The organism is Fuscibacter oryzae, from assembly GCF_016765795.1.
GTDB classification, from domain to species: domain Bacteria; phylum Pseudomonadota; class Alphaproteobacteria; order Rhodobacterales; family Rhodobacteraceae; genus Fuscibacter; species Fuscibacter oryzae.
In genome coordinates, this window is the sequence record NZ_JAESVP010000004.1 from 209743 (window position 1) to 228134 (window position 18392).

Genomic DNA, 18392 nt, shown 5'->3' on the forward strand with positions numbered 1-18392 from the left:
GATGGACTGGATCACCGATCTCGACGCGCTGCACGTCCATTACGGCACACCGGGTCAGCCCGCCATGCGCAAGGTCACGGCGGCGCTGACCCCGGCCTATCGACAGTTTATCGAGGCCTCTCGCTTCTGCCTTCTGTCCACAGTGGGGCCAGAAGGCACCGATGGCAGCCCGCGCGGTGACCAAGGGCCGGTGGTTACGGTGCAGGATGCCGAAACCTTGCTGCTGCCGGATTGGAAAGGGAATGAGCGGATCGATTCCCTGCGCAACATCCTGCGGGACGGGCGGGTCAGCCTGTATTTCATGATCCCCGGATCGACCACCTCGGTCCGCGTCAACGGCACCGCCCGACTGACCGCCGACCCCGCGCTCTGTGCCCGGTTCGAACGCGATGGCCGCAATCCCCGCACCGTCATCGTCATCCGCGTGGCAGAGGTTTATTCCCAATGCGCCCGCGCCCTGCAACGCAGTGCGCTTTGGACCAGTGGCGACCAGTCGGCAGGCCTGCCTACCGTTGGCCAGATGCTGGAACAGGCCACACGGGGCGAGATTGATGGTTCTGCCTATGACGCCGAACGCGCCACCCGCGCGCATCTGGGCTGGTGGTAGGCCGGGCCTATCCCAGCAGACACTCGCTGACGGCCAGATCAATCGCCAGATGGGCCTTGGGGCCAAACTCACGCCCGGCGACATTGATGAAGATTGCGTTGTTCGTCACACGCAGGTCGGCATCGCTGACCGCCATAGTCGTCGTCGCCGCATCGACATGGGCGGCGGTGAACAGCGCGCAATCGGCGGCAAAGCGCAGCACATAGCCGTTGAAGGTGGCAGGCCAGAAACTGCCCGCACCGGTTTCATAACCAATCTCGATCCGGTTTGGCAGAATCTCGATCGTGACCGGCACCACATCCAGCCCGTTCTGGCCGCCCTCTGGCCCCATTCCGAACTCGATCCCGTCGTCCACGCGGACCGTCTGGCCCCTGCTTTCCAGCAGGGGCTGCGCCGGATCGTCATAGGTCAGGGTGTTCAGGGTGACCAGCCGCCCTTGCAGCGTGCCACCGGCAAGGGCAGGGGTTGCCAGCAGCATGAGCAGGGCCGCAAAAAGCCGCCCGCCGCGCATCAGGCAAACTTGAGCGCGATGATGCCCGACAGGATCAGCAGCACGCCCAGCACCCGCAGCGCATTGACCGGCTCGTTGAACAGGAACACCGCCAGAATGGCTGTGCCCACCGCGCCGATGCCGACCCAGACCGCATAGGCCGTGCCCACCGGCAGCGATTTCATCGCCACCGACAACAGCCAGAAACTGGCCAGCGCGCCCGCAATGGTCAGAACCGAGGGCACCAGCCTGGTGAAGCCTTCGGAGTATTTCAGCCCCAGCGCCCAGCCCGTTTCCATCAGCCCGGCAATCAGAACGATGAGCCAGGGGTTCATGCCGCCAGACCTTTCGCTCCCATATCCAGGAACTTTTGCCGACGGTCTTTCAGCAGCACTTCTGGCTTCTTGCCCACCAATTCCTTGAGCATCGCCTCAATCGCCTTGCCCACCGCCTCGATGGTTTCCTTGCGCCCGCGCTGCGCGCCGCCCAAGGGCTCCTTGATGATCCGGTCGATAACGCCCAGCTTTTGCAGCTCTTGCGCCGTCAACCGCATCGCCTCGGCGGCTTCGCGCATCTTTTCGGCGTCTTTCCACAGGATCGAGGCGCAGCCCTCGGGTGTGATCACCGAATAGACCGAATGTTCCAGCATCGCGACGCGGTTTGCCGTGGCAATGGCCACCGCCCCGCCTGATCCGCCCTCACCCACCACGACCGAGATCAGCGGCACACCGATTTGCAGGCATTTCTCTGTGGACCGGGCAATCGCCTCGGCCTGGCCGCGTTCCTCGGCTCCCTTGCCGGGGTAGGCGCCGGGGGTGTCGATCAGCGTGATCACCGGCAGGCGGAAGCGGTCGGCCAATTCCATCAGCCGCACGGCCTTGCGATAGCCTTCTGGCCGCGCCATGCCGAAATTCCGCTCGATCCGGCTTTTGGTGTCATTGCCCTTTTCGTGCCCGATCACCACCACCGGCGTATCGTTGAACCGCGCCAACCCCCCGATCACGGCATGATCTTCGGCAAAGCCACGATCCCCGGCCAGAGAGGTAAATTCGGTGAACAGCGCCTCGACGTAATCCTTGGTATGGGGGCGGTCTGGGTGGCGGGCCACAAGGCATTTCTGCCATGGCGTCAAGGCTTTATACAGGTCACGCAGCGCGGTCTCCGCCTTGCGGTCCAGCCCTTCGGTTTCCTTGGAAATATCCATCGAAGGGTTCGCGCGCGCCAGCGCCCGCAGCTCTTCGGCCTTGCCTTCGATTTCCGCGAGGGGCTTTTCGAAATCCAGATAGTTCATCGGACACTCCGCAAAGGACCGCTTCTATATGGCCAAAGGGGGGGCAAGATGCAACTCGGCAAGATAGGCAACACGGCGCCATGACCGCACGCTCGGCGTTGCCTTGCAACTTTGGTCAAGTCTGGCCAAGGTCGCGGGGCAGGGCAGGGGCTGGGCGGAACCGATGCAGATCTATTTCTTCAATGATACCCGCAGCGCCCGCCACGCCGGGTGCCATGCTGTCTGCCGTTCGCTGGATGCGGCTCTTGCAGGGGTGCCCGGCCTGACGGTGACGACCCGCCAGATGACTGGCGAGTTCTTTGTTGATCCGGCGGGATTCGAGGCAGCGGATGTCATTTTCATCAATGGTGAGGGTACCATCCACCATTCGGCCAAAGGTGCGCTGCTGCTGCTGGAGGTGATTCAGACCGCGAAAGAGGCGGGCAAGCCCGTGCTGCTGGTCAACGCTCTGTTTCAGCAATACGAGGTGCCCTACCCAGACATTCTGGCCGACCTTGCCCTGCTGACGGTGCGCGAACCGCGCAGCGCCGCCTTTGCCCGCAGGTTCGGTGGCCAGCCGGTCGTGTTGCTGGATGCGGCCGCTGACCCGCGCTTTCTGGGCGGTGGCCGTCCGCTGCCCGTCCATCACCCGGTGATGATCGGTGGCGCGCATCGCGCCGGGCTGCTGACCGATTCTTTCGCCGGGATCGAGGGCCAGAAGTTGACGATGCACAGCGCCCGGTTCGAAGACATAGTCGCCACCTTGCAACAGGCTGACATCTACCTGACCGCGCAGCATCATGGTGTTTATGCGGCGGCGCTGGCTGGCTGCCCCTTCATCGCCACGCCGTCGAACAGCCACAAGATCGAATCTTTTATCGACTGGACCGGCCTGCCGATTCCGATCTGCCTGAAACGGGCAGAGGTGGAACCGGCCATGCGCTTTGCCATGGCCAACCGGTCAATCTTTACAGAATTGCAGGATTTCATGCGTAGCCAGCGTGTGCTTGACAGCGCAATGATCGCCGAAGCCCTGGGCATCACCCATCCCTGACCCGGCTTGGCAGGCGCAGAAAAAAGCAACGCCCCATGGCTTTTGGCCATGAGGCGCGCTCGTCCTCCCCTAAACGCGGTCTTGGGCCTCCATTCCCGCCACCGCTGGGTATTCCGTTACGTCACTGCCCTAGGGATGGACGCTGCAAGGCAAGAGTTGCATGTTTCGCGGGCAGTCTGTCAACAATTCTGTTACGAAGCTGCAATCAATTCGGCCTGTTTCACCACGACTTCGGCCTGTTTGATCGAGGCGATGTCCACCAGACGGCCCTTGAACACGGTTGCGCCCTCACCCCGCGCCTTTGCGGCCTCCATCGCGGCCAGAATCTCGTGCGCTTCGGCCACGGCAGATTCGCTGGGGGTAAAGACCTCGTTGGCAAGCGCGATCTGCTTGGGGTGGATCGCCCATTTGCCCACCATGCCCAACGTGGCCGAGCGGCGGGCTTGCGCGCGATAGCCTTCGTCATCGGAAAAATCGCCGAACGGGCCATCGACCGGCAAAACGCCATGGGTGCGGCAGGCGGCGACAATGGCGGCCTGCGCCCAGTGCCAGGGGTCGGACCAGTGCCGCACACCCTCGCGCAGCATGTAATAGTTTTCCTGCGTTCCGCCGATGCCGGTGGTTTGCATGCCCATGCTGGCCGCGAAATCGGCGGCCCCCAGGCTCATTGCCTGCAACCGGGGAGAACTGGCGGCAATTTCTTCGACATGGGCAATGCCCGCCGCCGATTCGATGATCACCTCAAAGCTGATCGGCTTGGTCCGCCCCTTGGCCCGTTCCACCGCCGTCACCAGCGCATCGACCGCATAGACATCTGCCGCGCAACCGACCTTGGGAATCATGATTTGGTCCAGCCGGTCGCCCGCCTGTTCCAAGAGATCGACCACATCGCGATACCACCATGGCGTATCCAGCCCGTTGATCCGCACCGAAAGCGTCTTGCGGCCCCAGTCCACCTCGCTGATCGCCTTGATGATATTTTCGCGCGCGCTGTTCTTGTCGGAAGGCGCAACCGAATCTTCCAGATCCAGATTGATCACATCGGCCGCACTTGCCGCCATCTTTTCAAACAGCGCCGGGCGCGATCCGGGGCCGAACAACTGGCACCGGTTCGGGCGGGCAGGTGCGGGTGGCTGGAGGCGAAAGCTCATGCGATCCTCATGGTAACGAAATTTCGTATGATTTGATGATTTCGATATATTCTTGCGCATGCCTTCGCAAGTGAAATTTGCGCTTGCGGCAATGCGGGCGCGGCATCGCCCCGTATTCCGCCACCCCGCTGCAACGCCTACCCGTGACAGCACGCCATGAATCGGCTATGGGCAGGAAAACGCGTCAGGAAGGAAGCGACAGATGGCTGAACACAAGCCCGGCACCATGGATATCCGCACCCAGGAAAAGACCTTTGCGGGCTTCATCAAGTTCACCACCTACACCACAGTCGTGATCCTTTTGGTGCTGATCTTCCTCGCGCTGTCCGGCACCTGATCCGGCGCCTGCCTTTAGAACGGGTTCCCCCACATGCGTGTTTTTCTGACCAAGGCGCTTGCCGTCCTGTCGCTTGTGGTGCTGGCCGGTTGTGCCACCACCGCCGAAAAGAAATGGGCGCCCGACGCTGCGGTCGCCGCCGCCCGCTATGTGAAACCGGGGCCAAAGCAGGTGACCTTGTTCACCGTGGTCAGCAACCGGTCGAACGCGGGTGCGCATAGCGGGCTGCTGATAAATGGCTCGGAGCGGGTGATGTTCGATCCGGCGGGCACTTGGTATCATCCCCGCCTGCCCGAACGGAATGATGTGCATTTCGGCGTGACCGACCAGATGGTCGATTTCTACATCGATTATCACGCCCGCGAAACCTATCGGGTTGTCGAACAGACTGTGACCGTCTCGCCAGAGGTGGCTGATCTGATCATCGCCCGCGCCAAGGCCTATGGTGCCGTTCCCAAGGCGCAATGCGCCAAGGCAACCTCTGCCGTGCTGGCGGGCGTTCCCGGGTTCGAGGCAATCCGCCACACCTGGTATCCCAACAAACTGTCGGATGAATTCGCCACCTTGGCGGGGGCAACGCGGCAGGTCTTCACCGACAACGATGCGCCAAACAACCATGGCGTGCTGATGGTTCAGGTTGAAGATGATGTCAGTCCGGCGGACAATCACCCGTAGGGCAATTCTGAAACGGGTGCCCTTCAGGGTCCGGCGGGGGCGGAACTGTGCTGATCCACGGTATCATTCTGGCGGGTGGCGCGGGTCGCCGCATGGGCGGGGCCGATAAGGCCCTGCTTTCGCTTGGTGGCAGGCCGCTGATCTCGCATGTCATCGAACGCTTTGCGCCGCAGGTCGAAACCTTGGCCCTTTCGGCCAATGGCGATCCGGCGCGCTTTGCGGGCTATGGTCTGCCAGTCCTGCCGGATGATACGCCGCTTGGCCCGCTGGCGGGTATTCTGGCAGGCCTGCGTTATGCGCAAGAGAATGGGGCAACCGCGCTGGTCTCGGCACCCTGCGACAGCCCCTTTCTGCCCGGCGATCTGGTGCCACACCTGTGTCTTGCTGCCGAAACCACGTCCTCTGGCCTTGCGCTGGTGCAGGCGGGCGGGCGTGATCAGGGCGTGTTCGGCCTGTGGCCAGTGGCGCTGGCCGGGGCGCTGGCCGCCTTCCTCGCCTCGGGCGCTAAACCAAGGATCACCGATTTCGCCGGGCTGTATGGCGCGGCGCGGGCAATTTATGCCGATGACACGGCCTTTCGCAACCTCAACACTCCCGATGATCTTGCCGCCGCTCAGGCGTTGTTGGGAGGCGCGGCATGAAGGTTTATGGCGTCATCGGCTGGAAGAATGCAGGCAAGACCAGCCTGATGGAACGACTGGTGGCCGAAATCACCGGGCGCGGCTTTACCGTTTCAACTGTCAAGCATGTTCACCATGATGTGGACCTTGATCACCCCGGCAAAGACAGCTTTCGTCACCGTCAGGCAGGCGCGACCGAGGTTGTTCTAGCTTCGGCACACCGCTTTGCCCTGATGCGCGAACATCGTGGGCCAGAGCCAGAACTGCCGCAGGTGCTGGCCCGCCTTGCCCCGGTCGATCTGGTGCTGGTCGAAGGCTACAAGCGAGACGCCCACCCCAAGGTTGAGGTCTGGCGCGCCGAAACCGGACATCCGCTGATCCAGCCCGCCGACTCCCTGGTGCGCGCAGTGGCAACCGATACCAACCCCGGCCCCCTGCCTGTGCCCGTGCTGGACCTGAACGACACGGCTGCTGTGGCCGATTTCATTCTGCGAGAGGTGGGGCTTGCGCCGGTTTGACACCGTGGCGGTGGCTGATTGGTCAGCCACATCGGGCCTGTCGCCCGCCCGCCCCTCTGCCGACGCGATCTGGGTCGGAATTTGCCGCGCCGGTCAGGTTGAAGATCACTATCACCGCAGCCGCGCCGTGGCAGAGGCTCAACTGGTAACTCTGATCGCGCAGGAAACCGCCGCAGGCCGTCGCCTGCTGATCGGGTTCGATTTTCCGATGGGCTATCCTACCGGCTTTGCCGCCCGCCTGACCGGACAGCCCGGCGCGCGCGCCATTTGGGGCTGGCTGGCCGCGCGGATTACGGATGATGCGCAAAACCGCAACAACCGCTTTGAGGTCGCCGCCACGGCCAATCGCCAGCTTGGTAACCCCGGCCCGTTCTGGGGCCGCCCCGCCGGGCTGAGCCTGCTCGACCTGCCGCCCCGCAAGCTGGCTGATTATCCCGCCCTTTGTCTGGCCGAGCGGCGTCAGGTCGAACGCCTTGTCCCGCGCGCCCAGCCGGTCTGGAAGCTCTATACCACCGGCGCTGCTGGCGGTCAGGCGCTGATGGGCCTGCCAATGATCCACCGCTTGGCCCAAACCCCCGGCGTGGCGGTCTGGCCCTTCGATCCCCCCACCGCTCCGGCAGTTCTGGCAGAGGTTTACCCCTCGCTCCTCTCCGGCCCCGTTGCCGCCACCGCCGACCCGATCCGCGACCGCGCGCAGGTGCGCCTGCTGTCCCGCGCGCTTTGGGCGGCACCGGCCCCCCTGTTCGACGTGCCCGCCACCGAAGAGGGCTGGATTCTTGGTGCAGGCCACGCCGCTCTTTTGGCTGCATCATGCGCATAACCCTGCAAGACGGCCTGCCCCAAGCGCTGCGCCCGCAGGCGGCAGATCTTTATTGGCAGGCTTTTGGCGGCAAACTGGGCCGCGTCATGGGGCCGGAGCGCAAGGCGCTGGCCTTTTTGCGCGACGTGATCCGCGCCGATCATGCGGTGGTTGCCGTCGATGATCAGGGCCAGCTTCTGGGCCTTTTGGGGTTCAAATCCCCGGCTGGCAGCTTTGCGGGAGGCGATCTGGCGCAGATGCGCCGCCATTATGGTCTTTTCGGCAGCGCCTGGCGCGTGCCGCTGTTGTGGCTGCTGGGACGAGAGGTCGATAACGACCGTTTCCTGATCGACGGGCTTTGCGTCGCCCGGCAGGCCCGCAGCCTGGGCATCGGCACCGCCCTGTTGAACGCCGCCTATGACCATGCCCGCGCCCGGGGCTATGCCGCGATCCGGCTGGATGTGGTTGATACCAACTGGCGCGCCCGTCAGCTTTATGAACGCCACGGCTTTCAGGTGGTCAAGACCAGCCCCCTTGGCCTGTTGCGCCATGCCTTCGGCTTTGATGCCGCCCATACCATGGTGCGCGCCCTCTGATCCTGTCGCGGCTACAGGGGGGCACCACGCGCCGCTAACTCGCCACCAGCACCTCCGCTTCGCGGATGATCTCGCGCGCTTCGGCGGGGCGGTATGCGATCAGCATGTCGATGATCGCGCTTTTGCGCAAAGGCTTGGTCATATAGCGGTCGATCCCTGCGGCCAGAATGCTCTCGGCGTCGCCCTCCATCGCATGCGCAGTCATGGCGATGATCGGCACATGGCGCTGGCCAGCCTCGGCGGCGCGGATGGCCTGTGCCGCTTCACGCCCGTCCATCTCTGGCATGGAAATATCCATGAAGATGATGTCGGGCCGCAGCGTCTGCCACAATTCCACCGCCTCGCGACCGTTGCCGGCAAAGGTCAACTCTATCCCGGTGCCGCGCACCATCTTTTGAAACACAAGCTGGTTGGTGCGGTTGTCTTCGGCGGCCAGCACCCGCACCGCGCGGCGTTCGCTGGGCGGCAGCAGGGTCACAACCTCGACCGCTTCCGGCTGCGGTTCTGCCGGACGTGTCAACGATTTCAGGCGGCGATACAGGTCGGCGCGCAGCAGCGGTTTTTGCAGAATGGCGGCCAACTCTCCGGCGTCCGCCTCGGCCATCGCCATTGTGGGGTTCGATGACAACAGCATCACCGGCACCATCCAGCCTGCGGCCCGGATACGGCGCAACAGGGCGATGCCGTCCATCTCTGGCATGTCATGGTCGGTCAGCACCACATCGAACGCTCCGTCATTCGCCAGTGTCACCAGCGCCTCAGCCCCCGACCGGCACAGCACCACCTCGATCCCGCAGGGGGCAAGCTGGCGTTCCAGAATGGTGCGGTTGATGAACTGGTCATCCACCACCAGCGCGCGGTGAATTTCCACCGGCAGGCGCTGCGGCTCTGCCGTCTCTGCCACTGGCAGGCACAGCCGAAAGCCGAAGGAAGAGCCCTGCCCCAACTCGCTGTCCACCCAGACGGCCCCCTCCATCCGCTCGATCAGACGGCGGGTGATGGCCAGCCCCAGCCCGGTGCCCTCGAACTTGCGGTTCGACTGGCTTTCCACCTGATTGAACTCGCCAAAGATGTGGTCAAGGTTGTCGGGTGCAATGCCGATGCCGGTATCTTCCACCGTCACATGCAGCTCTTGCCGGTCATCGACCAGATCGAACCCGACCACCCGCACCATCACATGACCGGCTTCGGTGAACTTCACCGCATTGCCGATCAGATTGGTCAGCACCTGCCGCAGCCGCGCCGGATCAGCCACAAAGCGCGTGGGCAGGAACATATCGTAATCGATCAACAGATCGATCCCTTTGGCATAGGCGCGCGGTTGCAGCAGCATCGCCACTTCGTGGATCGTGCGTTCCAGATCGAAGGGCACGGGGTAGAATGTCAGCCGCTCGGCCTCGATCTTGGAATAGTCGAGGATGTCGTTGATGATCACCAGCAATGCCTCGCCCGAGGACCGGATGGTCTCGGCGAACAAGCGCTGTTCCTCACTTAGCGTGGTATCGCACAGCAGTTCGGCCATGCCGACGACACCGTTCATCGGAGTGCGGATTTCGTGTGACATGTTGGCCAGAAAGGCGGATTTGGCGCGGTTTGCCGCCTCTGCCGCTAGGCGGGCATCTTCCAGCGCCTTTTGCTGTTCCTTATCGCGGGTAATATCGACCCGCAGCCCGACCCGTCCGCCATCGGGTGTCTGGTGGTCCTGCGCCCGCACCCAGCGCCCGTCCGACAATTGCTGCTCCACAGCACCTTGCGGGTTGCGGTGCTGGGCCAGCCTTCCGGCCAGCCAGTCCTCCTCGCGCCCCACTGCATCGACGTGCTGGCCATGGGTCAGGCCATAGCGCAAGATCTCCTCAAACCGCGCGCCGGGCTGCATTGCGGGGGCCGAGGCGGGATAGGTGTCGCGGTAATTCTGGTTGCAGATCAGCATCCGCTCTTCGCGGTCAAACAGCACAAAGCCATCGGGAATAGCCTCGATCGCGGCCCAGATGCGCTTTTGCTCGGTGATGTCGACCACAAGGCTGACCAGATCACCGTCGCGCGCGCGACGGTCTACGATGCGCAGCCATTGGCCGTTGGTCAGGCGCAGTTCAACCGGCTCCATCTCGGCGGCCGCGCGCCGAGCCAGCATCAGCGCCACCCAATCCGCCGGGGCTTCTGTCAGATCAACAATGCCCGACCGCGCCACAAGGTCCAGCAGTTGGCGGTAGGGCGTGCCCGGCTGCAATAGCTGGCCGTTGAAAAAGCCCAGATATGCCCGGTTCGCCGCGACCAGATGGTCTTGCGCGTCAAACACCGCAAAGCCGTCACGAATGGTGTTGATCGAATCCCACAGCCGCCGCTCTGCCATGTCGGCGGCGCTATGGGCGCGTTCCAGATCGCCCAGAAACCGGCTGGCCTGCCCTTTCAGCGCCTCTGCCTCGGTCAGCGCGGTATGCACGACATGGCGCTGTTCCACGATCTGGTCCGAAAGGGCGCGGGCATGCAGCGCCAGCTTTTCGTTGGCGGCAATCAGCTCACGGCTTTTCTGCTCCAGCAAGCGCTCTGCCGCCAGCCTTGCCCGCCGCTCTTTCGCAAGCCGATCCGTAAAGTCCATTCTGCCCGTCCTGTGGCCGCGCGTGACCCTTGGCGACTCGCGGTCAGGATCGGGGAACATCGTGAAGGCGGGCTTAACGGGCGAAATGACCCAAGGTCGCTGCGAATCCTTGCAAGCCTCTGCCCGCCCGTGCCAGATTCGCAGCGTTATTCGACGGAGGATTGGTGATGATTGCATTTCGTTCGGCCCGGATTTTCGGGGCGTTGGCCGTGGCATTTGTGCTGGGTATGGCCCCCGTGCTGGCCGATGACCTGATCCCCCAAAAGCGGCTGGCCATTTCGGAAAACACCGATCTGCCCGGCGGCGATCTGGCATCGATCTTCGACACCACGCTGGAGGCTTGCGAACGTGCCTGCCTGTCGAACAAGGCATGCACCGCATTCACCTTCAACACCCGCAACGGCTCTTGCTTTCCGAAATCCGGTCCGGGAGAGGCCGCGCCCTTCATTAACGCCTATTCCGGCTTTGTGATCCCCGCCTCCAAAGGGGCCGAGGCACTGGCTACGACCCGCGCGGCAGAGCTGACATTTGTCGGCTCATGGGAATATGGATCAATCACCGGGCAGGCCGCCGATCTGGCGAACCAGCATACCACTAACGGCTACTCCGCCGAGGAACACCTTGCCTCCGCCGCAGATGCAGAGGCGCAGAACGACCTGCGGGGGGCGGCGAATTTCACCGGCGCTGCCGTGAACCTGTCGGACAGCGCGGCGGACTGGCTGGAGTATTCCCGCCGCCTGTATCTGGCCGCCAATCAGGATCAGGGCAACCAGAACAGCTGGTATGAGAAATCCTATTACGCCGCCGCCAACGCCTATCTGCGGTCGGACGGCAAGCCGCAGCAGCATTCCATTCTGGTCCAGATGGGGCAGGCGTTGGAGCAGATCGGTCGCGGCCGCGATACGGTTCAAGCTCTGCGCCTTGCCGAAAAGCTGCAACACCGCGACGATACCGCCGCCCTCTTGGATGATGCCATGGGCAAATACGGTTTTCGCGTGGTGGATAACGAGGTTCAGGCCGACAGCCTTCGCCCGCGCATCTGCGTGAACTTCTCGGAAGACCTGATCAAGACCGGCACCGACTATACCACCTATGTGCAACTGCCCGCGCCCGACCTGACGGTTTCCTTCGACGGTTACCGCCAGCTTTGCGTCGAAGGCCTGACCCATGGCAGCCGCAGCACCGTGACCTTCCGCGAGGGCCTGCCCTCTGCCGATGGCCAGACCTTGGCGAAATCCATCGACATCACCGCCTATATCCGCGACCGCAATCCCGGCGTCCGCTTTCCCGGGCGCGGCTATGTCCTGCCCAAGGCGGGCGGAGCCGCCGTTCCGGTCGAAACCGTCAACACCGAAAAGCTGGATCTGACCGTCTATCGCGTGACCGACCGCAACCTTTTGCGCGCCATCCAGAACGGCTATTTCGGCACTCCGATGTATGATTATCAGGAATATGATTTCAGCGAGCAGATCGGCACCGAAGTCTGGACCGGCACGGCCAGCGTCAAGCAGGACGTGAACCATGACGTGACAACCCGCCTGCCGCTGGATGAGGCGCTGAAGGGTCAGCCCGCAGGCGTCTATGCCTTGCGCGCCGCTGTTCCGGGGGTGGACGAATCCACCATTCCCGCCGGTTGGCAGTGGTTCGTGGTGTCTGACCTTGGCATCACCACCATGTCCGGCGTCGATGGCCTGCATGTCTTTGTGCGTGGCCTTGGCGATGCCGGGGCCAAGGCGGGCATTCCTGTGCAACTCCTCAGTCAGGCGAATGAAATCCTTGGCACCGCGACGACCGACGATCAGGGCTATGCCCATTTCGAGGCCGGTCTGACCAAGGGCACCGGCGCAGCCACCCCCGCGCTGGTCGTCGCCAAAGAGGGCGATCAGGACGTGGCCTTCCTGTCGCTGCAAGACCCAGAGTTCGACCTGTCCGACCGGGGCGTCGAAGGCCGCGAAGCCGCGCCTCCTGTCGATGTGTTCCTTGCGACCGACCGCGGCGCCTATCGCGCCGGGGAAACCGTCAACGTCACGGCCCTGACCCGCGATACCGAATCCCGCGCGATTGAGGGGCTGCCCCTGACCGCCGTGCTGACCCGCCCCGATGGCGTCGAATATTCCCGCGCGCTGGCGCAGGATGCGGGCGGCGGTGGCCATGTCTTCGCCCTGCCGGTGGCGGGCAACGCGCCCCGTGGCGTCTGGCGGCTGGATATGTATGCCGACCCCAATGATGCCGCGCTGACCTCGCAAACCTTCCTTGTCGAAGATTTCCTGCCTGAGCGGATCGACTTTACCCTTGCCCTGCCCGAAACCCCGGTGCGCCTTGGCGAAACCCCCGACCTCAAGGTCGATGCGCGCTATCTGTTCGGTGCCCCCGGTGCCGATCTGGCTGTGGAGGGCGAGGTGTTCCTGCGCGCGGCCAGCGGCCTCGCCAGCTTCCCCGGCTATGTCTTCGGCAAATATGATGAGCCCTTCTCGGGCGTGATGACCAGCCTTGACCCCGCCCGCACCGATGAGGCGGGGGCCGTGACGCTGGCCCTGCCGCTGCCCGTGGTCGAAGACCCCGGCCGCCCGCTGGAAATTCGCGCCACCGTCCGCGTTGCGGAAGGCTCGGGCCGTCCGGTGGAACGTCAGGTCACCAAGGCGCTGACCCCCTCGGCCCCGATCATCGGGGTGAAGCCGCTCTTTGACAACGTGGTGCCCGAAGGTGCCGATGCCCGCTTTAGCCTTGTCGCTGTCGGCCCGGACGAGGCGCCGGTGGCGATGAAGGTGAAATGGTCGCTGTCGCGCATCGACACGAATTACCAATGGTATCAAAGCTATGGCAACTGGAACTGGGAGCCGGTAACCACCCGCACCCCGGTGGCCGATGGCACCACTGACCTTGCCTTTGCCGCCAGCGATATTACCGCCAAGGTCGAATGGGGCGAATATGAACTGAAGGTCGAACAGATGGGTGGCGGCAGTGCCGCCACCTCCACCACCTTCTGGGCAAGCTGGTATGCCCCGGCGGATGCCACGGCAACGCCCGATACGCTGGAACTGTCGCTGGACAAACCGGCCTACAAGCCCGGCGATGTGGCGCAGGTGCGTGTGGTGCCGCGTGCGGCAGGCAAGGCGCTGGTGACGGTGCTGTCGAACCGGCTGGTGGCGATGAAGGCGGTTGACCTGACGGCGGGGGAAAACCAGATTCCGCTGGATGTGACCGACGATTGGGGCGCTGGCGTCTATGTTACCGTCTCCGCCCTGCGCCCGATGGATGTGGCCGCCGGTCACAACCCCGCCCGCGCGCTGGGCCTTGCCCATGCGTCGATTGACCCCGGCGACCGCGCGCTGAAAGCGACGGTCGAGGTCGCGCCAGAGGCTGCCCCGCGTGGCCCGCTGGATGTGGCCGTGAAGGTAGATGGCGTTGCCGCAGGCGATCAGGCCTATGTGACGATTGCGGCGATTGATCAGGGCATCCTGAACCTGACCGCCTATACACCGCCCGATCCGCAAGGCTATTACTTCGGTCAGCGCAAGCTGGGTGTGGGCATCCGCGACATCTATGGCCGTCTGATCGATGGCCTTAGCGGTGAGACAGGTGAGGTGCGCTCGGGCGGCGACGCGGGCGCGCAGGCCCGCCTGCAATCGCCCCCCCCCACCGAAGAGCTTGTGGCCTACTTCTCGGGCCCCGTGACCGTGGGTGCCGATGGCTATGCGCGGGCGACCTTTGACCTGCCGTCCTTCAACGGCACGGTAAAGGTGATGGCCGTTGCATGGTCCAAGAAAGGCGTGGGGCAGGCCAATGCCGATGTGCTGGTGCGCGACCCGGTGGTCGTGACCGCCAGCCTGCCGCGCTTCCTGCAACCGGGCGACCAAAGCCGCGTTCTGCTGGAGATTGTCCATGCCACCGGGTCTTCTGGCCGGATGAGTTTGGATGTTACCTCGGGCGGGCTGACCATCGGTCAGGTGCCCTCGGGTTTTGATCTGGCCGACAAGGGCAAGGCCACCTTCTCGGTGCCGGTTACGGCGCGCGATGTGGGCAACCAGACCATCGACGTGCGCCTGACCACGCCAGACGGCAAGGTTCTGGCCAAAACGCTGACCGTGCCGGTGCAGGTCAATGACCCCCCCACCGTTCATGTCAGCCGCTTCAAACTGGCCAAGGGCAAAGAGTTCACCTTTGACCAGAACGCCTTTGCCGGCCTGCTGCCGGGGTCCGCCAAGGCCACCATGGCCGTCGGCCCCATCGCCCGCCTGAACGCCCCCGGCATTCTGGCCGCCCTTGACCGTTACCCCTATGGCTGCACCGAGCAGATTACGTCCAAAGCCCTGCCGCTCCTCTACTTCGATCAGGTGGCTCTGGCGCTGGATCTGCCCCATGCCGACAACCTGCAACAGCGGATCAATGAATCGATCACCGCAGTTCTGACCAACCAGTCGGCAGCGGGCGGTTTCGGCCTTTGGGGGCCGTCGGATGGCGATATGTGGCTGGATGCCTTCGTGACCGACTTCCTGTCACGCGCCAAGGCCCGTGGCTTTGCCGTGCCAGACCGCGCCCTGCGCACCGCGCTGGATAACCTGCGCAACAAGACCAACTACTACGCCGATTTCGACAAGGGCGGTGAGGATCTGGCCTATGCGCTGATGGTGCTGGCCCGTGAAGGGGCGGCAGCAGTGGGCGATCTGCGCTATTACGCCGATGTGAAGGGCGACGCCTTCGCCACCCCGCTGGCGCAGGCCCAACTGGGCGCGGCCCTTGCCAGCTATGGCGACCAGCAGCGCGCCGACGCCATGTTCCGTCGTGCCGGGGCGACCCTCAATGCACTGAAAGGCCCGGATACCGAGCAAATCTGGCGCGCCGACTATGGCACCGACTTCCGCGATGCCGCGGGGGTGCTGGCTCTGGCGGCAGAAAGCGGGTCGAACGCGGTGGATCGGGATGCGCTGACCGCCCGCATCGCCCGCGACACGGCACTTTCGACGCAAGAGGCAACGTGGTCGCTGCTGGCCGCCAATGCGTTGATCGACCGCAAGGGGGCAGAGGGCATCACGCTGAACGGTGCGCCCGCCGATGGCCCCTTGGTCAAGGTGTTGGACGCCAATTCCACCGATCCGGTGGTGGTCAAGAACGGCAGCGATGCCGATACCGTGCTGACCGTCACCACCTATGGCGTGCCGACCGACCCGGAACCTGCGGGCGGCACCGGCTATGGCATCACCCGCACCTACTATACCTTGGACGGTCAGCCCGCTGACATGGCCAAGGTCAAGGTCGGTGACCGTCTGGCTGTGGTGCTTGAGGTGACGCCCTATGGCCGGGGAGAGGCACGGCTGATGGTCAACGACCCGCTGCCCGCAGGGTTGGAGATTGACAACCCCAACCTGCTCGCAGGCGGCGATGTCGGCAACCTTGACTGGCTGTCGGCAGAAACCGAGGTGGCCCATTCCGAGTTCCGCCAGGACCGCTTCCTGACCGCGATCGACCGGATGGACAATGCGACCTTCCAGCTTGCTTATATCGTCCGCGCCATCTCACCCGGCACCTACCACCACCCGGCGGCCTCGGTCGAGGATATGTACCGCCCCGACCTGACCGGGCGCAGCGAAACGGGCAGCCTGACCATTGGTGAGTGATGGGCCGATGGCTTCTGGCACTGGCGGCGGGCCTTTGGCTTGCCGCCCTTGGCCGTGACGGGTTTGACGCTTGGGTCGATGCCACCGAGCTGCCGCCCTTGGTCGTGCAAACCTCGGTTCAGGTGCAGGACAGGAATGGTGAATTGCTGCGGGCCTATACCGTGGCCGATGGCCGCTGGCGCATGGCGGTTGATCTGGGGCAGGTCGATCCGGCCTTCATCGCCGCCCTCTTGGATTATGAGGATCGCCGTTTTTACACCCACGGCGGGGTAGATCCGCGCGCCGTGCTGCGTGCGGTGGGGCAGGCGGTCCGATATGGCCATGTTGTCTCGGGCGGCTCGACCCTGACGATGCAGGTCGCGCGGCTGCTGGAAGATTCCGGCACCGGTAAGGCCAGTGGCAAGCTGCGGCAGATGCGGGTCGCCTGGGCCTTGGAGCGGCGGCTGACCAAGGATCAGATCCTGACGCTTTACCTGCACCTCGCCCCTTATGGCGGCAATCTCGAGGGGCTGCGTGCCGCCTCTATCGCCTATTTCGGCAAGGAGCCGCGCCGCCTGACGCCCGCGCAGATCGCCCTGCTGGTGGCCATTCCGCAATCGCCCGAGGGCCGCCGCCCCGACCGTTCGGTCGAACGCGCCACCAATGCCCGCGACCGGGTTCTGGCCCGGCTGCAACGCGACGGGCTGATTGACGCTGATCAGGCTCGCGCCGCGAGCACCGAGCCCGTCCCCGCCGCCCGCCGCCCCTTTCCCGCCCTTGCCCCGCATCTGTCCGACCGCGCCCGCGCCGCCGACCCCACCGCGAAAACCCTGCGCCTGACCATCGACAAACCCTTGCAGGTAGCGCTGGAGAAACTCGCCGCCGAAACCGTGGCCGGGCAGGGTGAGCGGATGCAGGTGGCGATTGTGGTGGCCGATCATGCCAGCGGCGAAATCCTTGCCTCGGTCGGTTCCGCCGCGTTCAAGGCCGATCAGCGGGCGGGGTTCGTCGATATGACCCAAGCCCTGCGCAGCCCCGGCTCTACCCTGAAACCGCTGATCTATGGTCTGGCGTTTGATGATGGCCTTGCCCACCCCGAGACGATGATCGAGGATCAGCCGACTAATTTCAACGGCTACCGCCCCCAGAACTTCGACCGCCAGTATCGCGGCACCATCCGCGTGCGCGAGGCGTTGCAGATGTCGCTGAACATCCCCGTGGTCTCGCTGACCGAGGCGATGGGGCCTGCCCGCCTGCTCAATGCGCTGGACAAGGCCGGGGTTGGCTATCGCCTGCCGATGGGTCAGCCGGGGCTGGCGATTGCCTTGGGCGGCATCGGTGTGACCTTGCAGGATATGGTGCAGCTTTACGCCGCCCTTGCGCGCGGCGGGGTGGCGCTGCCCTTGCGCTGGCAGATGGACGGGCAGGGGGAAGAGGGCCAGCGCCTGATCGGCCCGGTCGCCGCCTGGTATGTCGGCGATATTCTGGCGGGCCTTGCACCACCGCCGGGATCGCCCGCGAACCGGCTGGCCTATAAGACCGGCACCTCCTATGGCAACCGCGATGCCTGGGCCATCGGCTTTGACGGGCGGCATGTGGCAGGCGTGTGGATGGGCCGCCCCGATGGCACGCCGGTGCCGGGGGCCTTTGGTGCCGATCTGGCAGCGCCGGTGTTGTTTCAGGCCTTCGCGCGACTGAAACCGAAACTTGATCCGCAGCCGCCGGCGCCGCCATCGGCGCTGATGCTGGCCAATGCGCAACTGCCCGCGCCGCTGCGCACGTTCCGCAATCGCCACGCGGCGTTTCAGGCGGCGGAAGATGCGCCCGCCGTCTCGTTCCCGCCAGACGGGGCCGAGGTGGAACTCCTGCCCGACGGGTTGATGGTCCGCGTCACCGGGGGCCACGCGCCCTATACCTGGCTTGCCAATGGCGTGCCGGTGGCCCTGTCACTGGCGGCGCGCGAGGCGATGCTGACCGGGCTGGGGCGTGGTTTCGTCACCTTGTCGGTGATCGACGCGCAGGGGCTGTCTGCAAGGGCAACGGTGCGCCTGCGGTAAGCGCCGGGGGGTGTCTGCCCCCCACGGC

15 protein-coding genes are annotated in these 18392 nt (G+C 64.5%); 10 read left to right on the forward strand and 5 right to left on the reverse strand.

Going from position 1 to position 18392, the window contains the following annotated elements:
• Position 1 precedes the first annotated feature (1 nt).
• Positions 2-607 carry an MSMEG_1061 family FMN-dependent PPOX-type flavoprotein gene (locus tag JI744_RS09190; protein WP_202659872.1) on the forward strand — a complete coding sequence of 202 codons (606 nt, stop codon included), beginning with the start codon at positions 2-4 and terminating at the stop codon, positions 605-607.
• Between the two features lie 7 nt (positions 608-614).
• On the opposite strand, the gene JI744_RS09195 is transcribed toward JI744_RS09190, so the two are convergent.
• From JI744_RS09195 to JI744_RS09205, 3 genes are read right to left on the reverse strand one after another with little or no spacing between them, the layout of a single operon-like run.
• Positions 615-1085 carry a hypothetical protein gene (locus tag JI744_RS09195; protein WP_202659874.1) on the reverse strand — a complete coding sequence of 157 codons (471 nt, stop codon included), beginning with the start codon at positions 1083-1085 and terminating at the stop codon, positions 615-617.
• A 32-nt stretch (positions 1086-1117) separates the two neighbouring features.
• The gene (locus JI744_RS09200) at positions 1118-1432 is read right to left on the reverse strand and encodes a DMT family transporter (protein WP_202659876.1); all 315 of its coding nucleotides are present in this window, start codon (positions 1430-1432) and stop codon (positions 1118-1120) included.
• Positions 1429-2388: an acetyl-CoA carboxylase carboxyltransferase subunit alpha gene (locus JI744_RS09205; RefSeq protein ID WP_202659877.1), complete on the reverse strand. Its 960-nt coding sequence runs from the start codon at positions 2386-2388 to the stop codon at positions 1429-1431. Before JI744_RS09205 ends, JI744_RS09200 begins: the two co-directional genes overlap by 4 nt.
• Before the next feature lie 103 nt (positions 2389-2491).
• On the opposite strand from JI744_RS09205, the gene JI744_RS09210 reads away from it, so the two are divergent.
• Positions 2492-3421 carry a polysaccharide pyruvyl transferase family protein gene (locus tag JI744_RS09210; RefSeq protein WP_202659879.1) on the forward strand — a complete coding sequence of 310 codons (930 nt, stop codon included), beginning with the start codon at positions 2492-2494 and terminating at the stop codon, positions 3419-3421.
• 191 nt (positions 3422-3612) lie between these two features.
• Here the strand turns inward: JI744_RS09210 and JI744_RS09215 are convergent, their stop codons facing one another.
• Complete coding sequence (locus JI744_RS09215; protein WP_202659886.1) at positions 3613-4572, reverse strand: L-malyl-CoA/beta-methylmalyl-CoA lyase; 960 nt, start codon at positions 4570-4572, stop codon at positions 3613-3615.
• 202 nt (positions 4573-4774) lie between these two features.
• On the opposite strand from JI744_RS09215, the gene JI744_RS09220 reads away from it, so the two are divergent.
• The 6 genes from JI744_RS09220 to JI744_RS09245 are packed head-to-tail and all read left to right on the forward strand — an operon-like array spanning position 4775 to position 8117.
• Complete coding sequence (locus tag JI744_RS09220) at positions 4775-4909, forward strand: aa3-type cytochrome c oxidase subunit IV (RefSeq protein WP_202659888.1); 135 nt, start codon at positions 4775-4777, stop codon at positions 4907-4909.
• A 33-nt stretch (positions 4910-4942) separates the two neighbouring features.
• Positions 4943-5584, forward strand: a complete 642-nt coding sequence (locus JI744_RS09225; RefSeq protein WP_236019357.1) for a hypothetical protein — start codon at positions 4943-4945, stop codon at positions 5582-5584.
• A gap of 47 nt (positions 5585-5631) precedes the next feature.
• A complete protein-coding gene (gene mobA / locus JI744_RS09230; protein WP_202659890.1) occupies positions 5632-6225 on the forward strand; it encodes a molybdenum cofactor guanylyltransferase MobA in 594 nt (197 codons plus the stop codon).
• Positions 6222-6722: a molybdopterin-guanine dinucleotide biosynthesis protein B gene (gene mobB, locus JI744_RS09235; protein WP_202659892.1), complete on the forward strand. Its 501-nt coding sequence runs from the start codon at positions 6222-6224 to the stop codon at positions 6720-6722. Before mobA ends, mobB begins: the two co-directional genes overlap by 4 nt.
• Positions 6709-7542 carry a hypothetical protein gene (locus JI744_RS09240; protein ID WP_202659894.1) on the forward strand — a complete coding sequence of 278 codons (834 nt, stop codon included), beginning with the start codon at positions 6709-6711 and terminating at the stop codon, positions 7540-7542. The genes mobB and JI744_RS09240 overlap by 14 nt, the downstream gene beginning before the upstream one ends.
• Positions 7533-8117: a GNAT family N-acetyltransferase gene (locus tag JI744_RS09245; protein ID WP_202659896.1), complete on the forward strand. Its 585-nt coding sequence runs from the start codon at positions 7533-7535 to the stop codon at positions 8115-8117. Before JI744_RS09240 ends, JI744_RS09245 begins: the two co-directional genes overlap by 10 nt.
• Positions 8118-8151: 34 nt before the next feature.
• Here the strand turns inward: JI744_RS09245 and JI744_RS09250 are convergent, their stop codons facing one another.
• Positions 8152-10713 (reverse strand): hybrid sensor histidine kinase/response regulator, encoded by a 2562-nt coding sequence (locus JI744_RS09250; RefSeq protein ID WP_202659898.1) that lies wholly within the window; start codon positions 10711-10713, stop codon positions 8152-8154.
• A gap of 227 nt (positions 10714-10940) precedes the next feature.
• Here JI744_RS09250 and JI744_RS09255 point away from each other — a divergent pair, with 227 nt between their 5' ends.
• Positions 10941-16328: an alpha-2-macroglobulin family protein gene (locus JI744_RS09255; RefSeq protein WP_236019375.1), complete on the forward strand. Its 5388-nt coding sequence runs from the start codon at positions 10941-10943 to the stop codon at positions 16326-16328.
• On the forward strand, positions 16328-18364 hold the full coding sequence (pbpC, locus tag JI744_RS09260) for a penicillin-binding protein 1C (protein ID WP_202659902.1): 2037 nt from the start codon (positions 16328-16330) through the stop codon (positions 18362-18364). Before JI744_RS09255 ends, pbpC begins: the two co-directional genes overlap by 1 nt.
• Positions 18365-18392 lie beyond the last annotated feature (28 nt).